This window comes from Gordonia sp. Swx-4, from assembly GCF_030316175.1.
GTDB classification, from domain to species: Bacteria; Actinomycetota; Actinomycetes; order Mycobacteriales; family Mycobacteriaceae; genus Gordonia; species Gordonia alkanivorans.
Genome location: NZ_CP128197.1, coordinates 2615141 through 2632388 on the forward strand (window position 1 = coordinate 2615141; position 17248 = coordinate 2632388).

A 17248-nucleotide genomic window follows, 5' to 3' on the forward strand; every position below is an offset into this window, starting at 1 on the left:
TGGTCACTCCCCTGCCGCCGGGTTGTCGGAGACGCGGACCCCGTCACTGTCGCTGTCGTAGAGCCGCAGGAACAGACTCTCGAGAGAAGGTGGTTCGACGGTGAGTGACCGCAGCCCGCTCGCCGTCAACACCTCCATCGCCGCGCCGATCCGATCGGAATCGACTGTCGCGCTGAGACGGTGACCGTCGACGTCCACATCGTGGAAGTCGGTGAGCCGATCGGCGGCCGGGACGGTGTCGAGTTCGGCGCGCACCGCGGTCCGGGTGTGACCGCGCAGCTCGGTCAGCGTGCCGGTCTCGACGATGACGCCGTCGCGGATGATGCTCACACGGTCGGCGAGGGATTCGACCTCGGCGAGGATGTGACTCGACAGCAGGACGGTCGTGCCACGCGCCTTGGCTTCCCCGACGACCTCCTGGAAGACGTTCTCCATCAACGGGTCCAGGCCCGATGTCGGCTCGTCGAGGATGAGCAGTTCGACGTCCGACGCGAGGGCGGCGACGATCGCCACCTTCTGGCGGTTGCCTTTCGAGTACTGGCGGCCACGCTTGGCGGTGTCGAGCTCGAAACGTTCGACGAGGTCGGCGCGTCGGTCCTCATCGAGCCCACCACGCATCGAACCGAGGAGATCGATCATCTCGCCGCCGGTCATCGACGGCCACAGCGAGACGTCGCCGGGCACATACGCCAGTCGGCGATGCAGTTCGACGACGTCGCGCCACGGATCCCCGCCGAGCAGTCGCACCTCACCCGCGTTGGCACGCAGCAAGCCCAGGAGGACGCGGATCGTCGTCGACTTGCCGGCACCGTTGGGGCCGAGGAACCCGTGGACCTCACCGCGGCGGACCTCGAGATCGAGTCCGCGAAGGGCCTCGAAACTGCCGAAGGACTTGTGCAGCTTACGGACGTCGACGGCGAGATCAGCAGGTGGCCGCCCGGTGGCGTCGGATACTCCGGTGGGCATGGCGAACCTCCAGATTCGGCGATCGCCATAAGCGTTGCACAGCAGCCGGTGAGGTAGGCCCGAAACGTGAGCGACTGCCGCTAAACCGCACGTTCGGCGGTATCGCACCGTCTACTTCTTGCTCAATGACGACTCCTTGTGGGCTGCCTTGGCGCCCGTCTTCGACGACTTCACGATCCAATAGGGTTCGTCCTCACTGGCTTTGAATTTCTGCCCCTCGAACGTGAACTCCTTGGTTCGCTTCTCCTCCGCGGTCCCCTCGGTCTGACCCTGCGAGGTGTTCCAGCGGACGGTGTCGTTCTTGTTGATCGCCATGCCCCGGAATGCCCACGGTCGATGTTCCGCCAAACCTCGCCACACAGCCGTCCCGTTCAGCTGCGCGTAGACTCCGCGACCATGGCGATCGTCAACCGAGGCTTCGTGGGCCGCCGCGACCGCGATGCCCGCCGCCTTCCACCGGGCCAGTACACGACCCTCGATTTCCCGGTGTTGTCGGCCGAGCCCACTCCGTCGGTGCCCCTGGACAAATGGTCGCTCGCCGTGCAGTCCGCCGAACACCGTGCGACGACGTTCACCTGGGAGCAGTTCCAGGCGCTGTCCCACGAGGAGATCACGACCGACATCCATTGCGTCACACGGTGGTCGAAGTTCGCGACGCGCTGGCGCGGGGTTTCCTTCGACACCCTGGTCGGTGCGCTGCCCTTCGAACCGGCACCGTACGTCATGGCGCATTGCCACGGCGGGTACACCACCAACGTCCCGCTCGCCGACCTGACCGGCGGACAGGGCTGGATCGCCGACACCTACGACGGCGAGCCCCTGGCACCCGAACACGGCGGGCCCGCCCGGCTTCTGGTCCCCCACCTGTATTTCTGGAAGAGCGCGAAATGGGTTCGGCGCCTTCGGTTCATGCCCGACGACACGCCGGGTTTCTGGGAGGAACGCGGGTATCACATGTACGGCGACCCCTGGCGTGAGCAGCGGTACTCGTGACCGATTGGCTGCTTACCACGGTCACCTCCGTCGTCGACATCACCCCGTCCGCACGCACCCTGCGGCTGGCTCTCCCCGAACCCGTCCTCGTGCTACCCGGCCAGCATGTCGACATCCGACTCACCGCAGAGGACGGCTACTCCACCGCCCGCACCTACTCGGTGTCGGACGCCCGGGAGACCCGATCGATCGAGGTCACCGTCGAACGTCTCGACGACGGCGAGGTGTCCCCCTACCTGGTCGACGTCGTGGAGGTCGGCGACCCGCTGGAGATCAGCGGCCCACACGGCTGGTACTTCACCTGGGCCTCCGGCGACGACCGCCCGGTGCAGCTGATCGGCGGCGGATCCGGGGTCGCGCCACTCATGTCGATGATCCGGAGCCGCGAGGTCGACGCACCGCTCACGCCCTTCTCCCTGGTCTACTCGGTGCGCAGCCCCGAACGCGTCTACTACCGCGACGAGATCCGGCAGCTCCTGGAGCACCGCCGCATGGATCTCCATCTGGTCCATACACGCGTCGCACCCGCAGGTTCGCAGAGACCGGCAGGGCGCCTCGACTCGGCAGAGCTGGCCGCGCTCACCATGAACCCGTCGAAGTCGCCGACCGTCTACATCTGCGGACCGAACAGGTTCGTCGAGGGCTGTGCGACGTGGATGGTCGACGCCGGCCACGACCCAGCCGGGATCCGTACCGAACGATTCGGCGACTGACGCTCGTAGCCTGCGGGTTCGGTTCAATGCGTGCTGTTCTGGGCCGACCGGAAGTAGCGTGGCGACATGACTTCCGCGTATGACTTCACCGCGACCGGGATCGACGGCAACCCCGTCGACCTCTCGACGTTCCGGGGCGACCCATTGCTGATCGTGAACACCGCGTCGAAGTGCGGCTTCACGCCGCAATACCAAGGGCTCGAGACGCTTCACCGCGACTATCAGGAGCAGGGGCTGCGAGTCCTCGGCTTCCCCTGCGACCAGTTCGCCCATCAGGAACCCGGCGACGAGGAAGAGATCAAGAACTTCTGTTCGCTCACCTACGACGTCACGTTCCCGATGTTCGCCAAGGTCGACGTGAACGGGCCCGACGCCCATCCCCTGTTCGAGTGGCTCCGCCACCAGAAGTCGGGGGTGTTCGGCGGGCGGATCAAGTGGAACTTCACCAAGTTCCTGGTGAACCGCGACGGTATCGTCGTCGAACGATTCGCACCGGCCACCAAACCCGAGAAACTGGCCGGGTCCATCGAGAAACAACTGTGATCCGCCGACGGTAGGGACGAGACATCGTGAGCCGGACAGCGTCGTTCGTGCGTGTTGTCATCGCCTACGTGGTGGCACTGGGGGTCGCCGCCGCGTGGCTGTGGTCGGGACCCGACACCGGTCATCTGTGGCTCGACACCCTCGTCGCCGACCTCTGGGCGACTCTTGTGATCTTCGGCTTCAGCCGCTGGTACTCGAACTCGAGCATGTACGACGCCTACTGGAGCGTCATTCCGCCCGTGCTGCTCGTGTACTGGTGGGCTGCAGGCGATGTCGGCGTCGATGCCGTGCACTGCTGGGTCATCGCCGTCGTCGTCGGGATCTGGGCGATCAGGCTGACCGCCAACTGGGCGACCGGGTGGCCGGGTCTGGACCACGAGGACTGGCGCTACGGACTGCTCAAGCAGCGCGCCGGTGGTGCCGCGATCGTCGTCGACCTGTTCGCCATCCACGTCATTCCCACCATCCAGGTGTTCCTGGGCATGGTCCCGGTGTATGTCGCGGTGACCCATTCGGATTCGACGATCGTCTGGCTGACCGCACTGGCCGCGGCCGTGGGGTTCGCCGCCATCGGCCTCGAATCGGCCGCCGACGCCCAGTTGCGTCGTTTCACGGCACAACGCACACCGGGAGCGGTCCTGGACACCGGTGTGTGGTCGTGGTCCCGACACCCGAACTACTTCGGCGAGTTCTCCTTCTGGGGTTGCGATGGCCTTGTTCGGCATCGCCGCATCACCCTCTGACTGGTGGTGGTTGCTCGTGGGCGTCGTGGTGATGCTGGCGATGTTCCTCGGCGCCAGCATTCCGATGATGGAGCAGCGCAGCCTGTCTCGACGTCCCGGTTACGCCGATGTCGTCGACCGGGTATCGCTGTTCGTACCCCGCCCGCCGCGCGGTGCCCGACCACCGCAATCGACCGAGCACGTCCCCGGATGACCCGACCCCGCGTCGTCATCGCCGGCCTCGGTGACACAGGAATCCTCACCGCGATCCATCTGTCCGGGCACGCCGACGTCGTCGGGATCTCGTCGAAGCCCGGGCTGGTCAGCGGTCAAGAACTCGGACTCCGCCTCAGCCGACCCGACACCTGGGCCCGCGACTACCGGATCCCATTCGATCGGTTCCGCAAGCTGGACCGCGTCCGCACGGTCCACGGATCACTGACCGCGGCCGATCTCGACGGACGAACGGTCACGGTCACCGACGCCGACGGAACCGAGCACGTCGAACCGTTCGACGCCCTGGTCATCGCAACCGGGGTCCGCAACGGCTTCTGGCGGCGCCCGGTCCTCCAGTCCCCTACCGACGTCGACCGGGACCTCGCCGCGGCGCATCACCGCCTGGCGGAGGCGGATTCGATCGCGGTGATCGGCGGCGGTGCCGCCGCGGTGAGCGCGGCGGCGAACCTGGCCGCGACGTGGCCGGGCAAGCGGATCGAGCTCTACCACCCCGGCGACCGCGCGCTACCCCGTCACCACCGGCGAACCTGGCAGAACGTGTCGACGCGGCTGCGCGGGCTCGGCGTAGGAGTGCATGGCGGACACCGCGCGCAGGTACCAGATGGCTTCGCCTGCGACGAGATCACCAGCGGACCCGTGCGCTGGACCACCGGGCAGGAGCCGGTGCGGGCGGACGCGGTGCTCTGGGCGATCGGTCGGGTGATACCGAACTCGGAGTGGCTGCCACCGGACCTCCTCGATCCGGGCGGGTTCGTGCGCGTGACACCGGAACTGCGGGTGCCCGGACACGGGTTCGTCTATGCCGTCGGGGACATCGCCGCGACCGACGCACTCCGGAGCTCGGCTCGCAACCGAGCCGACCGGATTCTCGCCCACAACATCCGCGGGGACCTGTCGGGTCGCCCCGACCGTGCGCGGAGCTATGTGCCACCCCGGCGACGGTGGGGATCGGTTCTCGGCGCGCAGCACGACGGCCTCCAGGTGTTCGCGCCGAACGGCCGGGCATTCCGATTTCCCGCATGGTCGGTGGACGCGGTGCTGCAGCCGTGGGTCGTGCGGCGTGGAATCTACGGCGGGATTCGCTACACCGGTCCGCCGACGTCTGCCGATCCTCGGCGGCGTCGCACCTGAAAGGTCATCTTTCGCGCCTACACTCGGCCTCATGAGTAACGAGCAGTTCTCGGCCCATTCGTCAGATCCGGCCGGTCCGCCGCCCGGGTCGCACACCTCGCCGGTCCCGCCCGCGTCGACACCGGCAGGCTCGACACTGCCGGGTACGACGGCAGGCTCGACACCGCCGGCTACGCCGGGGACGACCGACACGTCACTGAAACCGACGGCTGCCGAACGTGCGAACACGATCGTCAAGAAGGTCGTGATCGGCCTGATCATCGCCGCCCTGCTGGTGATCACGTACTTCATCCTCGAGGCGTTCCTGCCGCGGTGGTGGGCCGGACAGATCGGTCGCCGGGTCGACGGGTCGATGGCCAGCGGTGTCTGGACCGGCCTCGTCCTCGGTGTCGTCTGCACCTTCGTGCCGCTGCTGCTGTTCACGTTCGCGTTCCTGAGTCGCAGCCGCATGCGAAATGTCCCCGCCATCGCGTTCGCCGTGGTCGGCGTCATCGTGGCGATCCCCAACCTGCTGACGCTGACCGTCGTCATCGGCGGCGGCAACGGTGCACACGCGGGTGAACGCATCTTCGACGTCGACGCACCCGGTTTCCGCGCCGCCACCGCATGGGGCGTGATCATCGGCGTCCTTCTCGCGATCGTCGTCGGATGGTTCATCTGGCGCTACCGGCGGCGTGGCCGGGAGCTCGCGGCGACCCGCCCCAAGAAAGACAAGAAGAAGAAGTGATGGTCGGGCTGACCCGCCGCTGACAAGATCAACCCGCCACCTCTTCGAGGCGGCGGGTTGATTCGTTCGAGGGCGATTGTGGTCAGTCGGCCAGCCCGGCATCCTTGCTGCCATAGGTCTCGCGCAGTTTCGGCTTCACGACCTTGCCACCCGCGTTGCGCGGAAGCTCGTCGATGATGACGAGATCCTTGGGGTGCTTGAACCGTGCCAGGTTCTCGTTGAGGTGGGCCTCCAGGTCGGCCAGGGTCAGATCGGTGACGCCGTCGGCCAGGACCACGACGGCGACCGGCACCTCGCCCCACTTCTCGTGTGCGCGACCGATGATGGCGGCCTCCATGATCGCCGGGTGGCCGTAGAGGACGTTCTCGACCTCGGCGCAGTAGATGTTCTCGCCGCCGGAGATGATCATGTCCTTCGCGCGGTCGACGACGTAGAGAAACCCGTCCTCGTCCTCGCGCACGAGATCGCCGGAGTGGAACCAGCCGCCGCGGAACGCTTCCGCGGTGGCTTCGGGCTTGTTCCAGTAGCCCTTCATCAGGTTGGGCCCGCGGTAGACGATCTCCCCCACCTCGCCGGGCTTCACGTCGTTCATCAGCGGGTCGACGATGCGCGCGGTCACCGCGGGCACCACCTTGCCGATCGAACCCTGTTTGCGCAGTGCGTCCTTCCCCTCCAGGATCGTCGTCACCGGGGACATCTCGGTCTGTCCGAACGCGGTCATGTTGAGCGCGTCGGGGAAGGCCTCGCCCATCGCGTTGAGGACGGTGTCCGACGCCGGGGCGGCACCCCAGCTGATGTTGCGCAGGCGGAGCTTTCGCGGTCGCGCCTTCTGGGCTGCGCACACCGCTTGCCACTGGGCGGGCACCATGAACACCGAGGTGGTGCCTTCTCTTTCGAGGGTGTCGAGCATGGCGTCGGGGTCGAAGGCGCCGAGCGGGTGGATGACGGCGCGGATGCCGCGGTAGAAGACCGGGGCGAACGCGGCCAGGCCGGCGATGTGGAACATCGGCGGGACCACCGACGCCACGTCGTCGGCATCGGCCGACGCGGTGGTGGCCATCGTGGTCACCGCCTGCGCATGGAAGTTCTGGTGGGTCAGCATGGCGCCCTTGGGCTTTCCGGTGGTGCCCGAGGTGTACATGATCGCCGCGACGGTGTCTTCGGGGACATCGACCGCCGGCAGGTCCGCGTCGCCCTCGGCGAGGAGGCCTTCGTACTCCAGATGCTGCGGGTTCTCGCTGCCGTCGGCGACGATCAGGGTGTCGATCCCGCCGGTGGACGCACTCACGGCATCGGCCAGCGGCGCGAGGAGCTTCTCGGTCACGATGACTTTGGCGCCGCTGTCGGCGACGAGGTAGGCGACCTCGGCCGGGCTCATCCGGATGTTCACCGGAACCGGGATGGCGCCGATCAGCGTCGCACCCAGGACGGCCTCGACGTATTCGGTCCGGTTGAGCAGCACCATCAGGATGCGATCGCCGAACTGCACACCGAGTCGGCTGAGCGCCGTACCGAACGCCCGTGACCGGTCATCGAGTTGCTTCCACGTCGTGGACTTGTCCAGGTAGGTGATCGCCACGTTGTCCGGCGTCATCAGCGCATGTCGGTGAACCTGGTTGTTCCAGTGGTTGCGGCGTGACCGGTAGGGCTCGGTGGTCAGGTCGGCGGCGGCTTCGGTGGTTGCAGTCATTCACTGGCTCCCGTGTCGATCGTGCGATGGTCGACATTGTTGTCTGCGTCACACCCTACGCAGACTCACCGGGTAGCTCGCGAGATTTCGCCGGGTCAGTCGGACAGACCGGCGTCCTTGCTGCCGAAGCGCTGGCGCAGCACGGGTTTCGTGACCTTGCCCCCGGCGTTGCGCGGCAGTTCGCCGACGATGACGAGGTCTTTGGGGTGCTTGAACCGCGCCAGGTGCTCGTTCAGATGAGGCTCCAGCTGGGCCAGGGTCAGATTGCCGACGCCCTCGGCGAGGACGACGACGGCGACGGGCACCTCGCCCCATTTCTGGTCCGCCCGGCCGATGACCGCGGCTTCGGCGACACTCGGGTGGCCGTAGAGGACGTTCTCGACCTCGGCGCAGTAGATGTTCTCGCCGCCGGAGATCACCATGTCCTTGGCGCGGTCGACCACGAAGAGGAATCCGTCCTCGTCTTGGCGGACCAGGTCGCCGGAGTGGAACCAGCCGCCGCGGAACGCCTCGGCGGTCTCCTCAGGCTTGTTCCAGTACCCCTTCATCAGGGTCGGGCCGCGATAGACGATCTCCCCCACCTCGCCGGGCGCGACGTCGTTCATCAGCGGGTCGACGATGCGCGCGGTCACCGCGGGCACCACCTTGCCGATCGATCCGATCTTCCGCAGGGCGTCCTTGCCCTCCAGGATGCAGGTCACCGGCGACATCTCGGTTTGCCCGAACGACGTCATGTTGAGAACTCCGGGGAACGTCTCGTTGATGGCGTCGAGGACGGTGTCCGACGCCGGGGCCCCGCCCCAGCTGAGGTGACGCAACCGGAGTTCCCGGGGGCGCGCCCGTTGCGCGGCGCAGACCGCCTGCCACTGCGCGGGCACCATGAACACCGAGGTCGATCCCTCCCGCTCGAGGGTGTCGAGCATGGCGTCGGGGTCGAAGGAACCGAGCGGATGGATGACCGCGCGGATGCCGCGGTAGAAGACCATCGCGAAGGTGGCGAGGCCGGCGATGTGGAACATCGGCGGGACGATCGACGCCACGTCACCGGTCCGTGGATTCGTGGTGGAGATCGACGTGACGGCCTGCGACTGGAAGTTCTGATGGGTGAGCATCGCGCCCTTGGGCCGGCCGGTGGTGCCCGAGGTGTACATGATGATCGCGACGGCGTCCTCGGGGACGTCTACCAGCGGAAGGTCCGACGGGTCCTCGGCGACGAGGTCCTCGAACGAGAGATGTTCGGGTGTGTCGCTCTCGCCGACGACGATCACCGTGTTCGTGCCGCCGTCCAGGGCGCGTGCGGCATCGACGACGCCGGTCAGCGCCGTCTCTGTGACGACGACGGCCGCGCCGCTGTCGGTCATGAGGTAGGCGAGCTCGGCGGGACTCATGCGGATGTTGACGGGCACCGCGATCGCCCCGATCAGGGTCGCTCCCAGAATCGCCTCGGCGTATTCGGTGCGGTTGAGCAGCGCCATCATGACCCGGTCGCCGAATCCCACACCGCGTCGACTCAACGCCGCGGCGAAGGCACGGGACCGGTCCTCGATCTGCTTCCACGTGCGGGTCTCGTCGAGGTAGGTGATCGCGGGCTCGGCGGGGGTCATCAGCGCGTGCCGGCAGACCTGGTTGTTCCAGTGATTGCGGCGTGAGCGATAGGGCTCGGAGGTCAGGTCGGTGATGGCCTCGGCGATTGCGGTCATTACGGCCTCCCTACGGTGGCGGACACCCGTTGTCCGACTTGTCGTTCCGAGTCATCACCCTAGGCCGTGAGCCTGCGGAAAGCGCTGTGCGGCCGATGATTTGCACCTATGGCAGGGTTAGTCGACTCCTATGACCCCGGCCTCGTCCGTTGCGCCGGCGTCCGCTGCGGCGTGAATCGCATCAGCACACGTGGTCCACACGGCGGCGTAACCAGTCGCGGACACGCGGGTCACGCGACAGCACTGCGGCACGCTCGAAGTGGTGCCGTGCGGCCGCCGCAGACCCGGTGCGGGAGAGGAGATCCGCTCGTGTGGCGTGAAACGGCTGGAAGTCGTCGAGATCGTGCTCTGCTTCGAGTCGGTCGAGCAGAGCCAGACCTTCGGCTGGTGACCCCGCGCGCCCCACGATCGCGGCGTGAGCCACCTGTGCACCCACGGTCGGGGTGACGATGACGAGGGCGGCCGACAATGTCCGCAGAGCGTCCCAGTCGACGACGCCGGTGCGTGCGCGGTCGTTGTGAACCGACTGCATCGCGGCCTCGAGCTGGAACCGTCCCATCGGAGCGCCGAGGGCGGCGGCACGCCGGAGCATCGCTTCGCCGTCGCGGATCAGGTCTCCGTTCCACAGTTCTGGGTCCTGTTCCTCCAGCGGGACGAACGATCCGGTGCGGGCAGGGACGCGTGCCGACGAGAGGGCGATGAGAGCGGCCAGGCCCCACGCCTCGGGCTCATCATCGAGGAGGTCGGCGAGCGTCACCGCCAGATACAGCGCCTCCCCGGCCATCGAGTCGACGGCGTCGGTACCGGAGCCGGCCGGATCGTCCCAGGCGATTGCGAAGCACCCGTAGACCGCCTCGAGAACGGCGGACAGACGTGCCGGCATGGCCGCGCGGCCGGGAACGACGAACGGGATGCGGGCGTCCCGGATACGTCGCTTCGCGCGTACGAGGGCGTTGCGCCATCGTCGCGGGGGCCACCGCGAACGCCGCGGCGACATCGGCTGCCTCGAATCCGAGCACCGCCTGCAACATCAGCGGTGTCCGGATGGCCGGGTCGATCGCCGGGTGTGCGCAGGTGAACAGCAGCTCGAGCCGCTTGTCGCCGATCGCATCGGGGCCGAGTTCGTCGATGGGTGTCACGCTGACCTCCGCGATTTTGTCGGCCCGATCGTCGAAGTCGACCGACTTCCGGTATGCGGCGGATTTCCAGACATCACGCTGGTGGTTGCGGGCAACGGATAGCAGCCACGCGGTCGGTTTCTCCGGCGTGCCGTGCTCGGGCCACGTGCTCAGCGCGCGTTCGAAGGCGGTCGACAACGCGTCCTCGGCGAGTGCGAGGTCGCCGGATGCGGCGGCGAGAAGCGCTACCAGCCGCGAATACGACTCGCGTGCGGCATGATCGGCGGCGGCGTGCGCCCCGTCCCGGGTCATCGGTACGGCATCATCCGTTGGGGGTCCAGGCCCCGTTCACGGTGTAAGTGGCACCGGGACGGATCTCGATGACACCCCAGTCGATCGGAGGCGCCTGACTTGCCCAGTCGATGGCGGCATCCAGGTCATCGACATCGATGACGATCGTTCCGCCGAGTTGCTCCTTGGTGTCTGCGAAGGGCCCGTCCTGGACGACGAGCTCGCCGCCGACCTTCCGGATCGTCGTGGTGGCGGACGAATGCCGTAGCACTTCGGCAGTCACGAGGACTCCGGCGTCCTGCAGCGCACGGGTGTACGCCGAGAATGCGGCCTGCCCGGCCTGGATGGCTTCCTCGCCGAGCGTCGAGGCGTCGTGCTCGGGGTAGTGCAACAAGATTGAGTAGTGCATGGTCGACCTCCTGATCACCAGGACCGGCTCTCGGTCCGTGTGAGGAGATGACGAGCGTGCGACCCGTCGATCGACAGCCTACGACCGTTCGATCAGATTCCGCGCCGATCCGCCCGGACCGCGGCATCCGGCCACATCGGCGGACACGGAGTCCCCGGTGTGGTCGCGAGTTCGAAATGCCACCACTCGTTGACGAAGGTCCGGCACAGCCCCCACCGGTGACCGTTGCGTTCGAGCCAGGCCGCACCGTCCCACGGGCCGACGTCGACCGCCTCGCCGCGAACGTGCGGTGACTCTTCGGCGGGCAGGACCCAGCGTCTGGCGGCCTCGGGACTGCCATAGGTGGCGATCGCGTTCCGCCAGAGCTGCCGTTGCTCGGCATCCGACCGCTTCCCCGAGGTGATCCAGATCGGAACACCCTGCGTCCGAGCCTCGTTCGAGGCGAGCGTGTACGACACGGCGAGGCCGGGAGCCAGGCCTTGTGTCCCTGGGGCAAGGACCGTGGGCGCTGCCGCCGCCGAACCGACTCCGAGCACGGCAGACGCGGCGGCGCCTGCGGCGAGTGCGGCGCCCATCAGTCGAGACGCGAGGTTGCTCATCAGACCAGTAAACCGTACGACTGACCCGGGCTGCGGGTACCGGTCTGCGGCGTTACCGTCGACGTGTCGGAGCCGTCGAAGCCAAGGGGGGCCGACATGAGGAAACGACTGATCATCTGCTGCGATGGCACCTGGAAATCGGCCAAGGATCCGCGGATCTCCAATGTGGAGAAGATCGCTCGCGCCGTGAAGACCGACGCCGCCGACGGCGCGGTCCAACTCGTCCACTACGTCAATGGGGTCGGTACGGGTTCCTCGTGGTCCGACCGCGTCTTCGGGGGCGCCTTCGGTCGTGGTCTGGACGCGAATCTTCTCGATGCGTACCGCTTTCTCGTCCTCAACTACGAGCCCGATGACGAGATCTTCGTGTTCGGATTCAGTCGGGGCGCGTACACCGCGAGGAGTCTGGCCGGGATGATCGGCAAGGTCGGTCTGATCACGCCACGCCAGCTGGCCGAGGACCCCACGAGCAACCTGTTCGAGAAAGCCCTGCAGCTGTACCGGGACAAAGAAAGACACGCTCCGCTCGGTCGCGAGGTCCCGGTCGCCTTCATCGGAGTGTTCGACACCGTCGGCGCCCTCGGCGTACCCGGCATCACCCGGCACAAACACAAGTTCCACGACGTGAACCTCGGGAAGTGGGTCGAGGTCGCCCGGCAGGCGCTGGCAATCGACGAGTGCCGGCTGACCTTCGATCCGTGTGTCTGGGAAAAGGCCGACAACACGCAGACGGACGTGAAACAGGTCTGGTTCGAGGGTGTCCACTCCGACATCGGCGGTGGCCTCGAGATCGTCGAACCGTCCGAGCTGACCTTGGCCTGGATGGTGCGGGAGGCGACGCTGCGTGGTCTCGAGTTCTCCTTTGACCGGTTCACCGCGATCCGGCAACCGGTCGATCCGGCGTGCCCCGAGTATGCCGCCAACAGGTCGATGAACGCCGCGTACCAGATCGTCAACCTGGCCAAACTCGCGATCGGGCCATTCCGACTGCACGGCACCACCATTCGGCATCGACTCCAGCGACGCCGGCTCGAGATCGAGAAGGACCCGGCGACCCCGCTGCTGATCGCCGAGCCCGCGCTGACCCGGTGGGAGTCCGATCAGGACGGACGGCGACGGAAGGCACCGAACATCGGATGGTGGCTTGCCACGTTCGAGGGCGACCCCGACGCGCTGCGAGCACGGGTCGTCGAGATCCCGCCGCTCGCCAAGCCCCTCGTCGGTGTGTGACCGCGCAAGTGCCGGTCAGGCGTCCTTGACCGAGGCGATCTGGATCAGGTTTCCGCAGGTGTCGTCGAAGACGGCCACCACCGCGGGACCGATGTCGGTCGGTTCCTGGGTGAAGACGACACCGTGTTCGCGGAGTCGTCGGAACTCGGCCTCGACGCCGTCGACGGTGAACTGCGCCAATGGGATTCCGTCTTCGACAAGCGCATCCCGGTAGGGCTTCACGGCCGGATGCCCGGCTGGTTCCAGCAGGAGTTCGGTGCCCTCGGGTGCTTCTGGCGACTTCACGGTGAGCCACCAGGTGTCCTCGCCCATCGGGATGTCGTGGTGTTTGGTGAAGCCCAGTACATCGGTGTAGAAACTCAGCGCCTTGCGCTGGTCGTCGACGAAGATCGAGGTCAACGTGATTCTCATGTCATGCCTTTCGTGTCACCGGCCACCGCCTGGCGATATCCGCCAGTGGTGCCGGATCGAAGTAGTGGAACTTGGCGCGTCCGCGTTTCTCGGTGCGAACCAGCCCTGCGGACTCGAGAACGCCGAGATGCTGCGAAATGGCCTGGCGGGTCAGGCTCAAGCCCCGCTTCGTGGTGAGTCGTCCGCAGATCTCGAACAGCGTCTGACCGTCACGGTCGGCGAGTTCGTCGAGGATCGCACGCCGCGTCGGATCGTCGAGAGCATGGAATACGTCTGCCACACCTGACGATAGGCAAGCGCACGCTTGCATGTCAACGATGCTGCGATCGGTTCTGCCGCCGACCAGCTCGCCGCGGTTGCGTAGAATCGACTTGTATCACTGGGTTTGACAACTGGGTGTATCAGATCGGCCCGGGGATCAGATCCGGTTCGGCCGCCGCCCTCACCTCGGGAGCGTCGGTGGTCAAGCACGAGGAAGGTACTCATGACCAAGCCCGTCAACCTGGCTCCCATGATGGTCCCCGCGACCACGAGCGGTGCGATCCGGTCCCCCAAGACCGCTGAGCTGGTGGCACGCACCCTGCGTCGGATGATCGTCGACGGTCGGCTCAAGGACGGCGATTTCCTCCCGCACGAAGCCGATCTCATGGCGCACTTCCAGGTGAGCCGCCCGACGCTGCGTGAAGCGGTCCGCGTCCTCGAGTCCGAGCGGCTGGTCGAGGTGCGTCGCGGTTCGCGTACTGGTGCCCGGATCCGTGTCCCCGGCCCCGAGATCGTCGCGCGTCCGGCAGGACTGTTGCTGGAGCTGTCCGGGACCACGGTCGCCGAAGTCATGCGGGCCCGCGAGGTCATCGAACCCGCAGCCGCGGAGATGCTCGCGGAGACCGGTGACACCAATGCGTTCGACGAACTCCAGGCGATCATCGACAACGAACTCGACGAGGCCTTCGAGAACGGCACCATGGCCCAGGCATCGGTCTGGTTCCACCGCCGCATTGTCGAGCTGTCCGGCAACTCGGCAATGGAAATGATCGCGGGCATGCTCAGCGAGATCGCCGAGCGCCACATCGCCAACACCATCGACGACGACCCGATGCCGCGCGCGCAGTACACCAAGCTCATCCGCTCCTACCAGAAGCTCGTCGACCTCGTCCGCGCCGGCGACGGCGCCGAGGCCGCAGCCCACTGGCAGCGTCACATGAAGAACTCCAACCAGGCGCTCCTCGCCGGACACGAGACCACCCGTGTCCGGGACGTGATGGACTGAAGCCCGCCATTGTCGACGACCAGGGCGACGAGGTGCCGCGACGGTCGGCCCGGCGAGATCATCTTGCGTCCGCGTCGCTCCCGCTCATCATGTTCGAGGGTTACCGGCGTCGTCCGGGGGCCACCCCCGCCGCAATCCTTGGTCACACACCGTGACATCAAGGTGGCCGCGATCCTCGTCGACGGTCGACGCTGACCGAGAACGTGTCGTGCGCCTGGTCGCTGGACAAGCTCATCAATCAGATGGTCCGACTGTCGGGTCTGTTTCGCAAGCACATGTTCGGGTGCTTCATCGAAGACCAGCACGGCATCGACACCGCTACGCGGTGGGAGTCGACAACATCACCTGGGAATGCGACTACGACCGGAACGCCGCGGAACAGTTGTTACGACGCCGGATCGAAGCGATGAAAGCCGCGCGCGAGTTATCTCGAGGGGTAGCGGCGCGCACCCGGATTGATGTCGCGTGCGAACTCAACCCGGCTGCACGACCTCGATCGAAGTCGTTGAGCCGCATCGAAGTCGCCCGCGACTTCATTTCGACGGATGTAGGCCCACTCGCTCCCTGCGGTGCGACGAACGAAGTCCGGCAACCCCACTCGCTCCCTGAGGTGCGACGAACGAAGTCCGGCAACCCCACTCGCTCCCTGAGGTGCGACGAACGAAGTCCGGCAACCCCACTCGCTCCCTGAGCCTGGATCCGTGGAGGGGTGTGGGTGAGTGGTGGTGGGGTGTGCGTGAGTGGTTGATCGTGTTGTGGGCGTCGGGTATTCGCTGATCTTGCGTCAGCTTTTTCACTGGGTTTCCTGGTCGTGGGTGGGCGTGTTGGGGTGTTGGGTCAGGTGGTGTTCACCGCGGCCCACAGGGTGGTGAATGCGTGTTGGGATGGCCAGTGTCGGGGCAGGTGCAGGATGGGTGTTCGTGCTGGTCGGGCCAGTCGGGCGGGCACGGCGATGAGCGTGCGGCGCAGCGTCGCTCCGCGCGCGGCTCGTAGTCTGGGGGCCGCGCTGAGCGCGGCGAGGGTGCGCATGAGGTTGTGGCTGATGGCGGTCAGGGCCAGCCAGGCGGCGTTGGCGCCGAAAACGCCGGAGGAAGATGCGCCAGCGGTCCGTCGATGAGGTCGGCGAACACGGTCTCGATGACGGCGTGGCCGCGGTGGTTGATGTCGGCGGTAACGGTGTCGTCGGTGGTGTTGGTGAAAAACGAGTGATACCGCCAGGCCGGCATCAGGGTGTCGGTGTCGGCGGGGTGATGGGCTTTGACTCGCCGCACGATGAGTCGGGCGGTGATCGGGTGCGGTGAGAGTGGTTTGACCGTGTAGGTGGTTTCGGCGACTTCGGCATCAGAGATCAACTCGCCGGTGTCGGGGTCGGTGACCGCCCCGGGATAGGACACCGGTGTCCAGGCGTCGTCGCCGATGGCGGTGATTGCGCGGGTGATCGCGGTGTTGGTCCGCAGGACCAGCGAGAACGTGGCGCCCAGGCGTTGGCAGGTAGCCATCACCTCGGCCGACCCGTAGGCGGCATCCGCGCGCACGGTGATCTCACCGGCGGCTCCGGCGCGGCGGGCGGTGGCGATGGTTTCGGCGAGCATCGTTGCTGCTCCGGCGCCGGAGGCGGCGCGCCCGGCGCGCAGCCAGGCGTTGGCGATCACCGGTGGGTGCTCGGGTGCACTGAGGGTGGCGATCAGCGGTGAGAGGCCCCGACGCAGCAGTTCACGTCCGGCGATCTTGGCGTGTCCGTAGGAGGCGCCGGTCTTCTGGTAGCCATAGACCGGGCGCAGCAGGGAATCGATATCGAGGAACACGCGGGCACCGTCGGTGGGTAACAATCCTGCCCGGGCACACATCGCCGGCAGCGAGCGCGTCATCACGGCGTTGAGTTGTCGGGTGTGCCCGGGGGTGAACTCCCGCAGGGTTTGTCCGATCGTGGCCGGGGCGTATACGCGGTCGAACAGGCGGGTGTGCCCACCGGCCCGGACGATGTCGAGGTCGTCGATACTGTCAGCGCCGCAACATAACCCGGCGATCACGGTCAGCAGTTTCGCTTCCAGGTTGGCTCCGGCGGAAGCGACCCGGGTGGTGCCCAGATCGACCCGTTCGGCCAGCAATGCGGCCACCCCGGTCGAGTGAGCCAATTCCATCACCGGCACCAACCCGGCATGCGACACCAGATTGTCATCGTCAAAGAGTGCCGACGTGGCCGAGAAGCTGTGTGATACTTTCACTGAAAGTGCCTTCTGAGCTGGGATGTTTAGTGTCTCAACACCACCAATCATCCCAGCTCAGAGGGCATTTTTATATCACCGACACCCCACACCCCTCCACGGATCCAGGCTGAGGTGCGACGAACGAAGTCCGGCAACCCCACTCGCTCCCTGAGGTGCGACGAACGAAGTCCGGCAACCCCACTCGCTCCCTGAGGTGCGACGAGCGATAGCGAGGAGCCACGAAGGGCCGGCGACCGTACCTCACCAGGTCTTCGTGGCTCGTCGCTCACGCTC

Annotated in this window: 15 protein-coding genes and 3 pseudogenes; 8 read left to right on the forward strand and 10 right to left on the reverse strand. The window is 66.7% G+C overall.

The features are described 5' to 3' along the window. Positions 1–3: 3 nt before the first annotated feature. Both PWF70_RS11935 and PWF70_RS11940 read right to left on the reverse strand, forming a co-directional pair. Positions 4–966 carry an ABC transporter ATP-binding protein gene (locus tag PWF70_RS11935; RefSeq protein WP_006359110.1) on the reverse strand — a complete coding sequence of 321 codons (963 nt, stop codon included), beginning with the start codon at positions 964–966 and terminating at the stop codon, positions 4–6. Between the two features lie 111 nt (positions 967–1077). After that, positions 1078–1281, reverse strand: a complete 204-nt coding sequence (locus PWF70_RS11940) for a hypervirulence associated TUDOR domain-containing protein (protein WP_006359109.1) — start codon at positions 1279–1281, stop codon at positions 1078–1080. Positions 1282–1362: 81 nt separating this feature from the next. On the opposite strand from PWF70_RS11940, the gene PWF70_RS11945 reads away from it, so the two are divergent. The 6 genes and pseudogenes from PWF70_RS11945 to PWF70_RS11970 all read left to right on the forward strand — a co-directional run bounded on the left by PWF70_RS11945 (position 1363) and on the right by PWF70_RS11970 (position 6032). Continuing rightward, the gene (locus PWF70_RS11945; RefSeq protein WP_006359108.1) at positions 1363–1959 is read left to right on the forward strand and encodes a sulfite oxidase-like oxidoreductase; all 597 of its coding nucleotides are present in this window, start codon (positions 1363–1365) and stop codon (positions 1957–1959) included. After that, a complete protein-coding gene (locus PWF70_RS11950) occupies positions 1956–2672 on the forward strand; it encodes a ferredoxin reductase (RefSeq protein WP_286352597.1) in 717 nt (238 codons plus the stop codon). The genes PWF70_RS11945 and PWF70_RS11950 overlap by 4 nt, the downstream gene beginning before the upstream one ends. 66 nt (positions 2673–2738) lie before the next feature. After that, positions 2739–3215 (forward strand): glutathione peroxidase, encoded by a 477-nt coding sequence (locus tag PWF70_RS11955; protein WP_042376989.1) that lies wholly within the window; start codon positions 2739–2741, stop codon positions 3213–3215. Positions 3216–3241: 26 nt separating this feature from the next. Then, positions 3242–4151 (forward strand): annotated as a pseudogene (locus tag PWF70_RS11960) (DUF1295 domain-containing protein). Next, the gene (locus PWF70_RS11965; RefSeq protein ID WP_280073230.1) at positions 4148–5305 is read left to right on the forward strand and encodes an FAD-dependent oxidoreductase; all 1158 of its coding nucleotides are present in this window, start codon (positions 4148–4150) and stop codon (positions 5303–5305) included. Before PWF70_RS11960 ends, PWF70_RS11965 begins: the two are co-directional and overlap by 4 nt. 31 nt (positions 5306–5336) lie before the next feature. After that, complete coding sequence (locus tag PWF70_RS11970) at positions 5337–6032, forward strand: hypothetical protein (RefSeq protein ID WP_241548935.1); 696 nt, start codon at positions 5337–5339, stop codon at positions 6030–6032. A gap of 82 nt (positions 6033–6114) precedes the next feature. Here the strand turns inward: PWF70_RS11970 and fadD5 (PWF70_RS11975) are convergent, their stop codons facing one another. From fadD5 (PWF70_RS11975) to PWF70_RS11995, 5 genes and pseudogenes are all read right to left on the reverse strand, one after another. Further along, positions 6115–7722 (reverse strand): fatty-acid--CoA ligase FadD5, encoded by a 1608-nt coding sequence (gene fadD5, locus PWF70_RS11975; RefSeq protein WP_006359102.1) that lies wholly within the window; start codon positions 7720–7722, stop codon positions 6115–6117. Between the two features lie 95 nt (positions 7723–7817). Then, entirely contained in the window at positions 7818–9422 is a 1605-nt protein-coding gene (fadD5, locus tag PWF70_RS11980) for a fatty-acid--CoA ligase FadD5 (protein ID WP_155225267.1), read from the reverse strand. Between the two features lie 181 nt (positions 9423–9603). Then, positions 9604–10852: pseudogene (locus PWF70_RS11985) on the reverse strand (RNA polymerase sigma factor). Positions 10853–10862: 10 nt separating this feature from the next. Further along, positions 10863–11240: a YciI family protein gene (locus PWF70_RS11990; protein ID WP_006359099.1), complete on the reverse strand. Its 378-nt coding sequence runs from the start codon at positions 11238–11240 to the stop codon at positions 10863–10865. Positions 11241–11332: 92 nt separating this feature from the next. Further along, a complete protein-coding gene (locus PWF70_RS11995; RefSeq protein ID WP_006359098.1) occupies positions 11333–11839 on the reverse strand; it encodes a M15 family metallopeptidase in 507 nt (168 codons plus the stop codon). Positions 11840–11935: 96 nt separating this feature from the next. On the opposite strand from PWF70_RS11995, the gene PWF70_RS12000 reads away from it, so the two are divergent. Further along, complete coding sequence (locus PWF70_RS12000) at positions 11936–13069, forward strand: T6SS phospholipase effector Tle1-like catalytic domain-containing protein (protein WP_241548933.1); 1134 nt, start codon at positions 11936–11938, stop codon at positions 13067–13069. A 15-nt stretch (positions 13070–13084) separates the two neighbouring features. Here PWF70_RS12000 and PWF70_RS12005 read toward each other — a convergent pair whose 3' ends face one another. Beyond that, complete coding sequence (locus PWF70_RS12005; RefSeq protein WP_241548932.1) at positions 13085–13480, reverse strand: VOC family protein; 396 nt, start codon at positions 13478–13480, stop codon at positions 13085–13087. 1 nt (position 13481) lies between these two features. Beyond that, complete coding sequence (locus tag PWF70_RS12010; RefSeq protein WP_241548931.1) at positions 13482–13790, reverse strand: ArsR/SmtB family transcription factor; 309 nt, start codon at positions 13788–13790, stop codon at positions 13482–13484. Between the two features lie 174 nt (positions 13791–13964). On the opposite strand from PWF70_RS12010, the gene PWF70_RS12015 reads away from it, so the two are divergent. Further along, a complete protein-coding gene (locus PWF70_RS12015) occupies positions 13965–14747 on the forward strand; it encodes a FadR/GntR family transcriptional regulator (RefSeq protein ID WP_006359094.1) in 783 nt (260 codons plus the stop codon). An 837-nt stretch (positions 14748–15584) separates the two neighbouring features. Here PWF70_RS12015 and PWF70_RS12025 read toward each other — a convergent pair. Then, positions 15585–16972, reverse strand: a pseudogene (locus PWF70_RS12025) (IS1380-like element ISGosp1 family transposase). Between the last annotated feature and the right edge of the window lie 276 nt (positions 16973–17248).

Coding starts and splice junctions, on each gene's coding strand:
- PWF70_RS11965 (WP_280073230.1), top strand. CDS start 4,148: ATGACCCGACCCCGCGTCGTCATCGCCGGCCTCGGTGACACAGGAATC.
- PWF70_RS11935 (WP_006359110.1), bottom strand. CDS start 966: ATGCCCACCGGAGTATCCGACGCCACCGGGCGGCCACCTGCTGATCTC.
- PWF70_RS11995 (WP_006359098.1), bottom strand. CDS start 11,839: ATGAGCAACCTCGCGTCTCGACTGATGGGCGCCGCACTCGCCGCAGGC.
- PWF70_RS11940 (WP_006359109.1), bottom strand. CDS start 1,281: ATGGCGATCAACAAGAACGACACCGTCCGCTGGAACACCTCGCAGGGT.
- PWF70_RS11955 (WP_042376989.1), top strand. CDS start 2,739: ATGACTTCCGCGTATGACTTCACCGCGACCGGGATCGACGGCAACCCC.
- fadD5 (WP_155225267.1), bottom strand. CDS start 9,422: ATGACCGCAATCGCCGAGGCCATCACCGACCTGACCTCCGAGCCCTAT.
- fadD5 (WP_006359102.1), bottom strand. CDS start 7,722: ATGACTGCAACCACCGAAGCCGCCGCCGACCTGACCACCGAGCCCTAC.
- PWF70_RS12000 (WP_241548933.1), top strand. CDS start 11,936: ATGAGGAAACGACTGATCATCTGCTGCGATGGCACCTGGAAATCGGCC.
- PWF70_RS12010 (WP_241548931.1), bottom strand. CDS start 13,790: ATGCAAGCGTGCGCTTGCCTATCGTCAGGTGTGGCAGACGTATTCCAT.
- PWF70_RS11945 (WP_006359108.1), top strand. CDS start 1,363: ATGGCGATCGTCAACCGAGGCTTCGTGGGCCGCCGCGACCGCGATGCC.
- PWF70_RS11990 (WP_006359099.1), bottom strand. CDS start 11,240: ATGCACTACTCAATCTTGTTGCACTACCCCGAGCACGACGCCTCGACG.
- PWF70_RS12005 (WP_241548932.1), bottom strand. CDS start 13,480: ATGAGAATCACGTTGACCTCGATCTTCGTCGACGACCAGCGCAAGGCG.
- PWF70_RS11970 (WP_241548935.1), top strand. CDS start 5,337: ATGAGTAACGAGCAGTTCTCGGCCCATTCGTCAGATCCGGCCGGTCCG.
- PWF70_RS12015 (WP_006359094.1), top strand. CDS start 13,965: ATGACCAAGCCCGTCAACCTGGCTCCCATGATGGTCCCCGCGACCACG.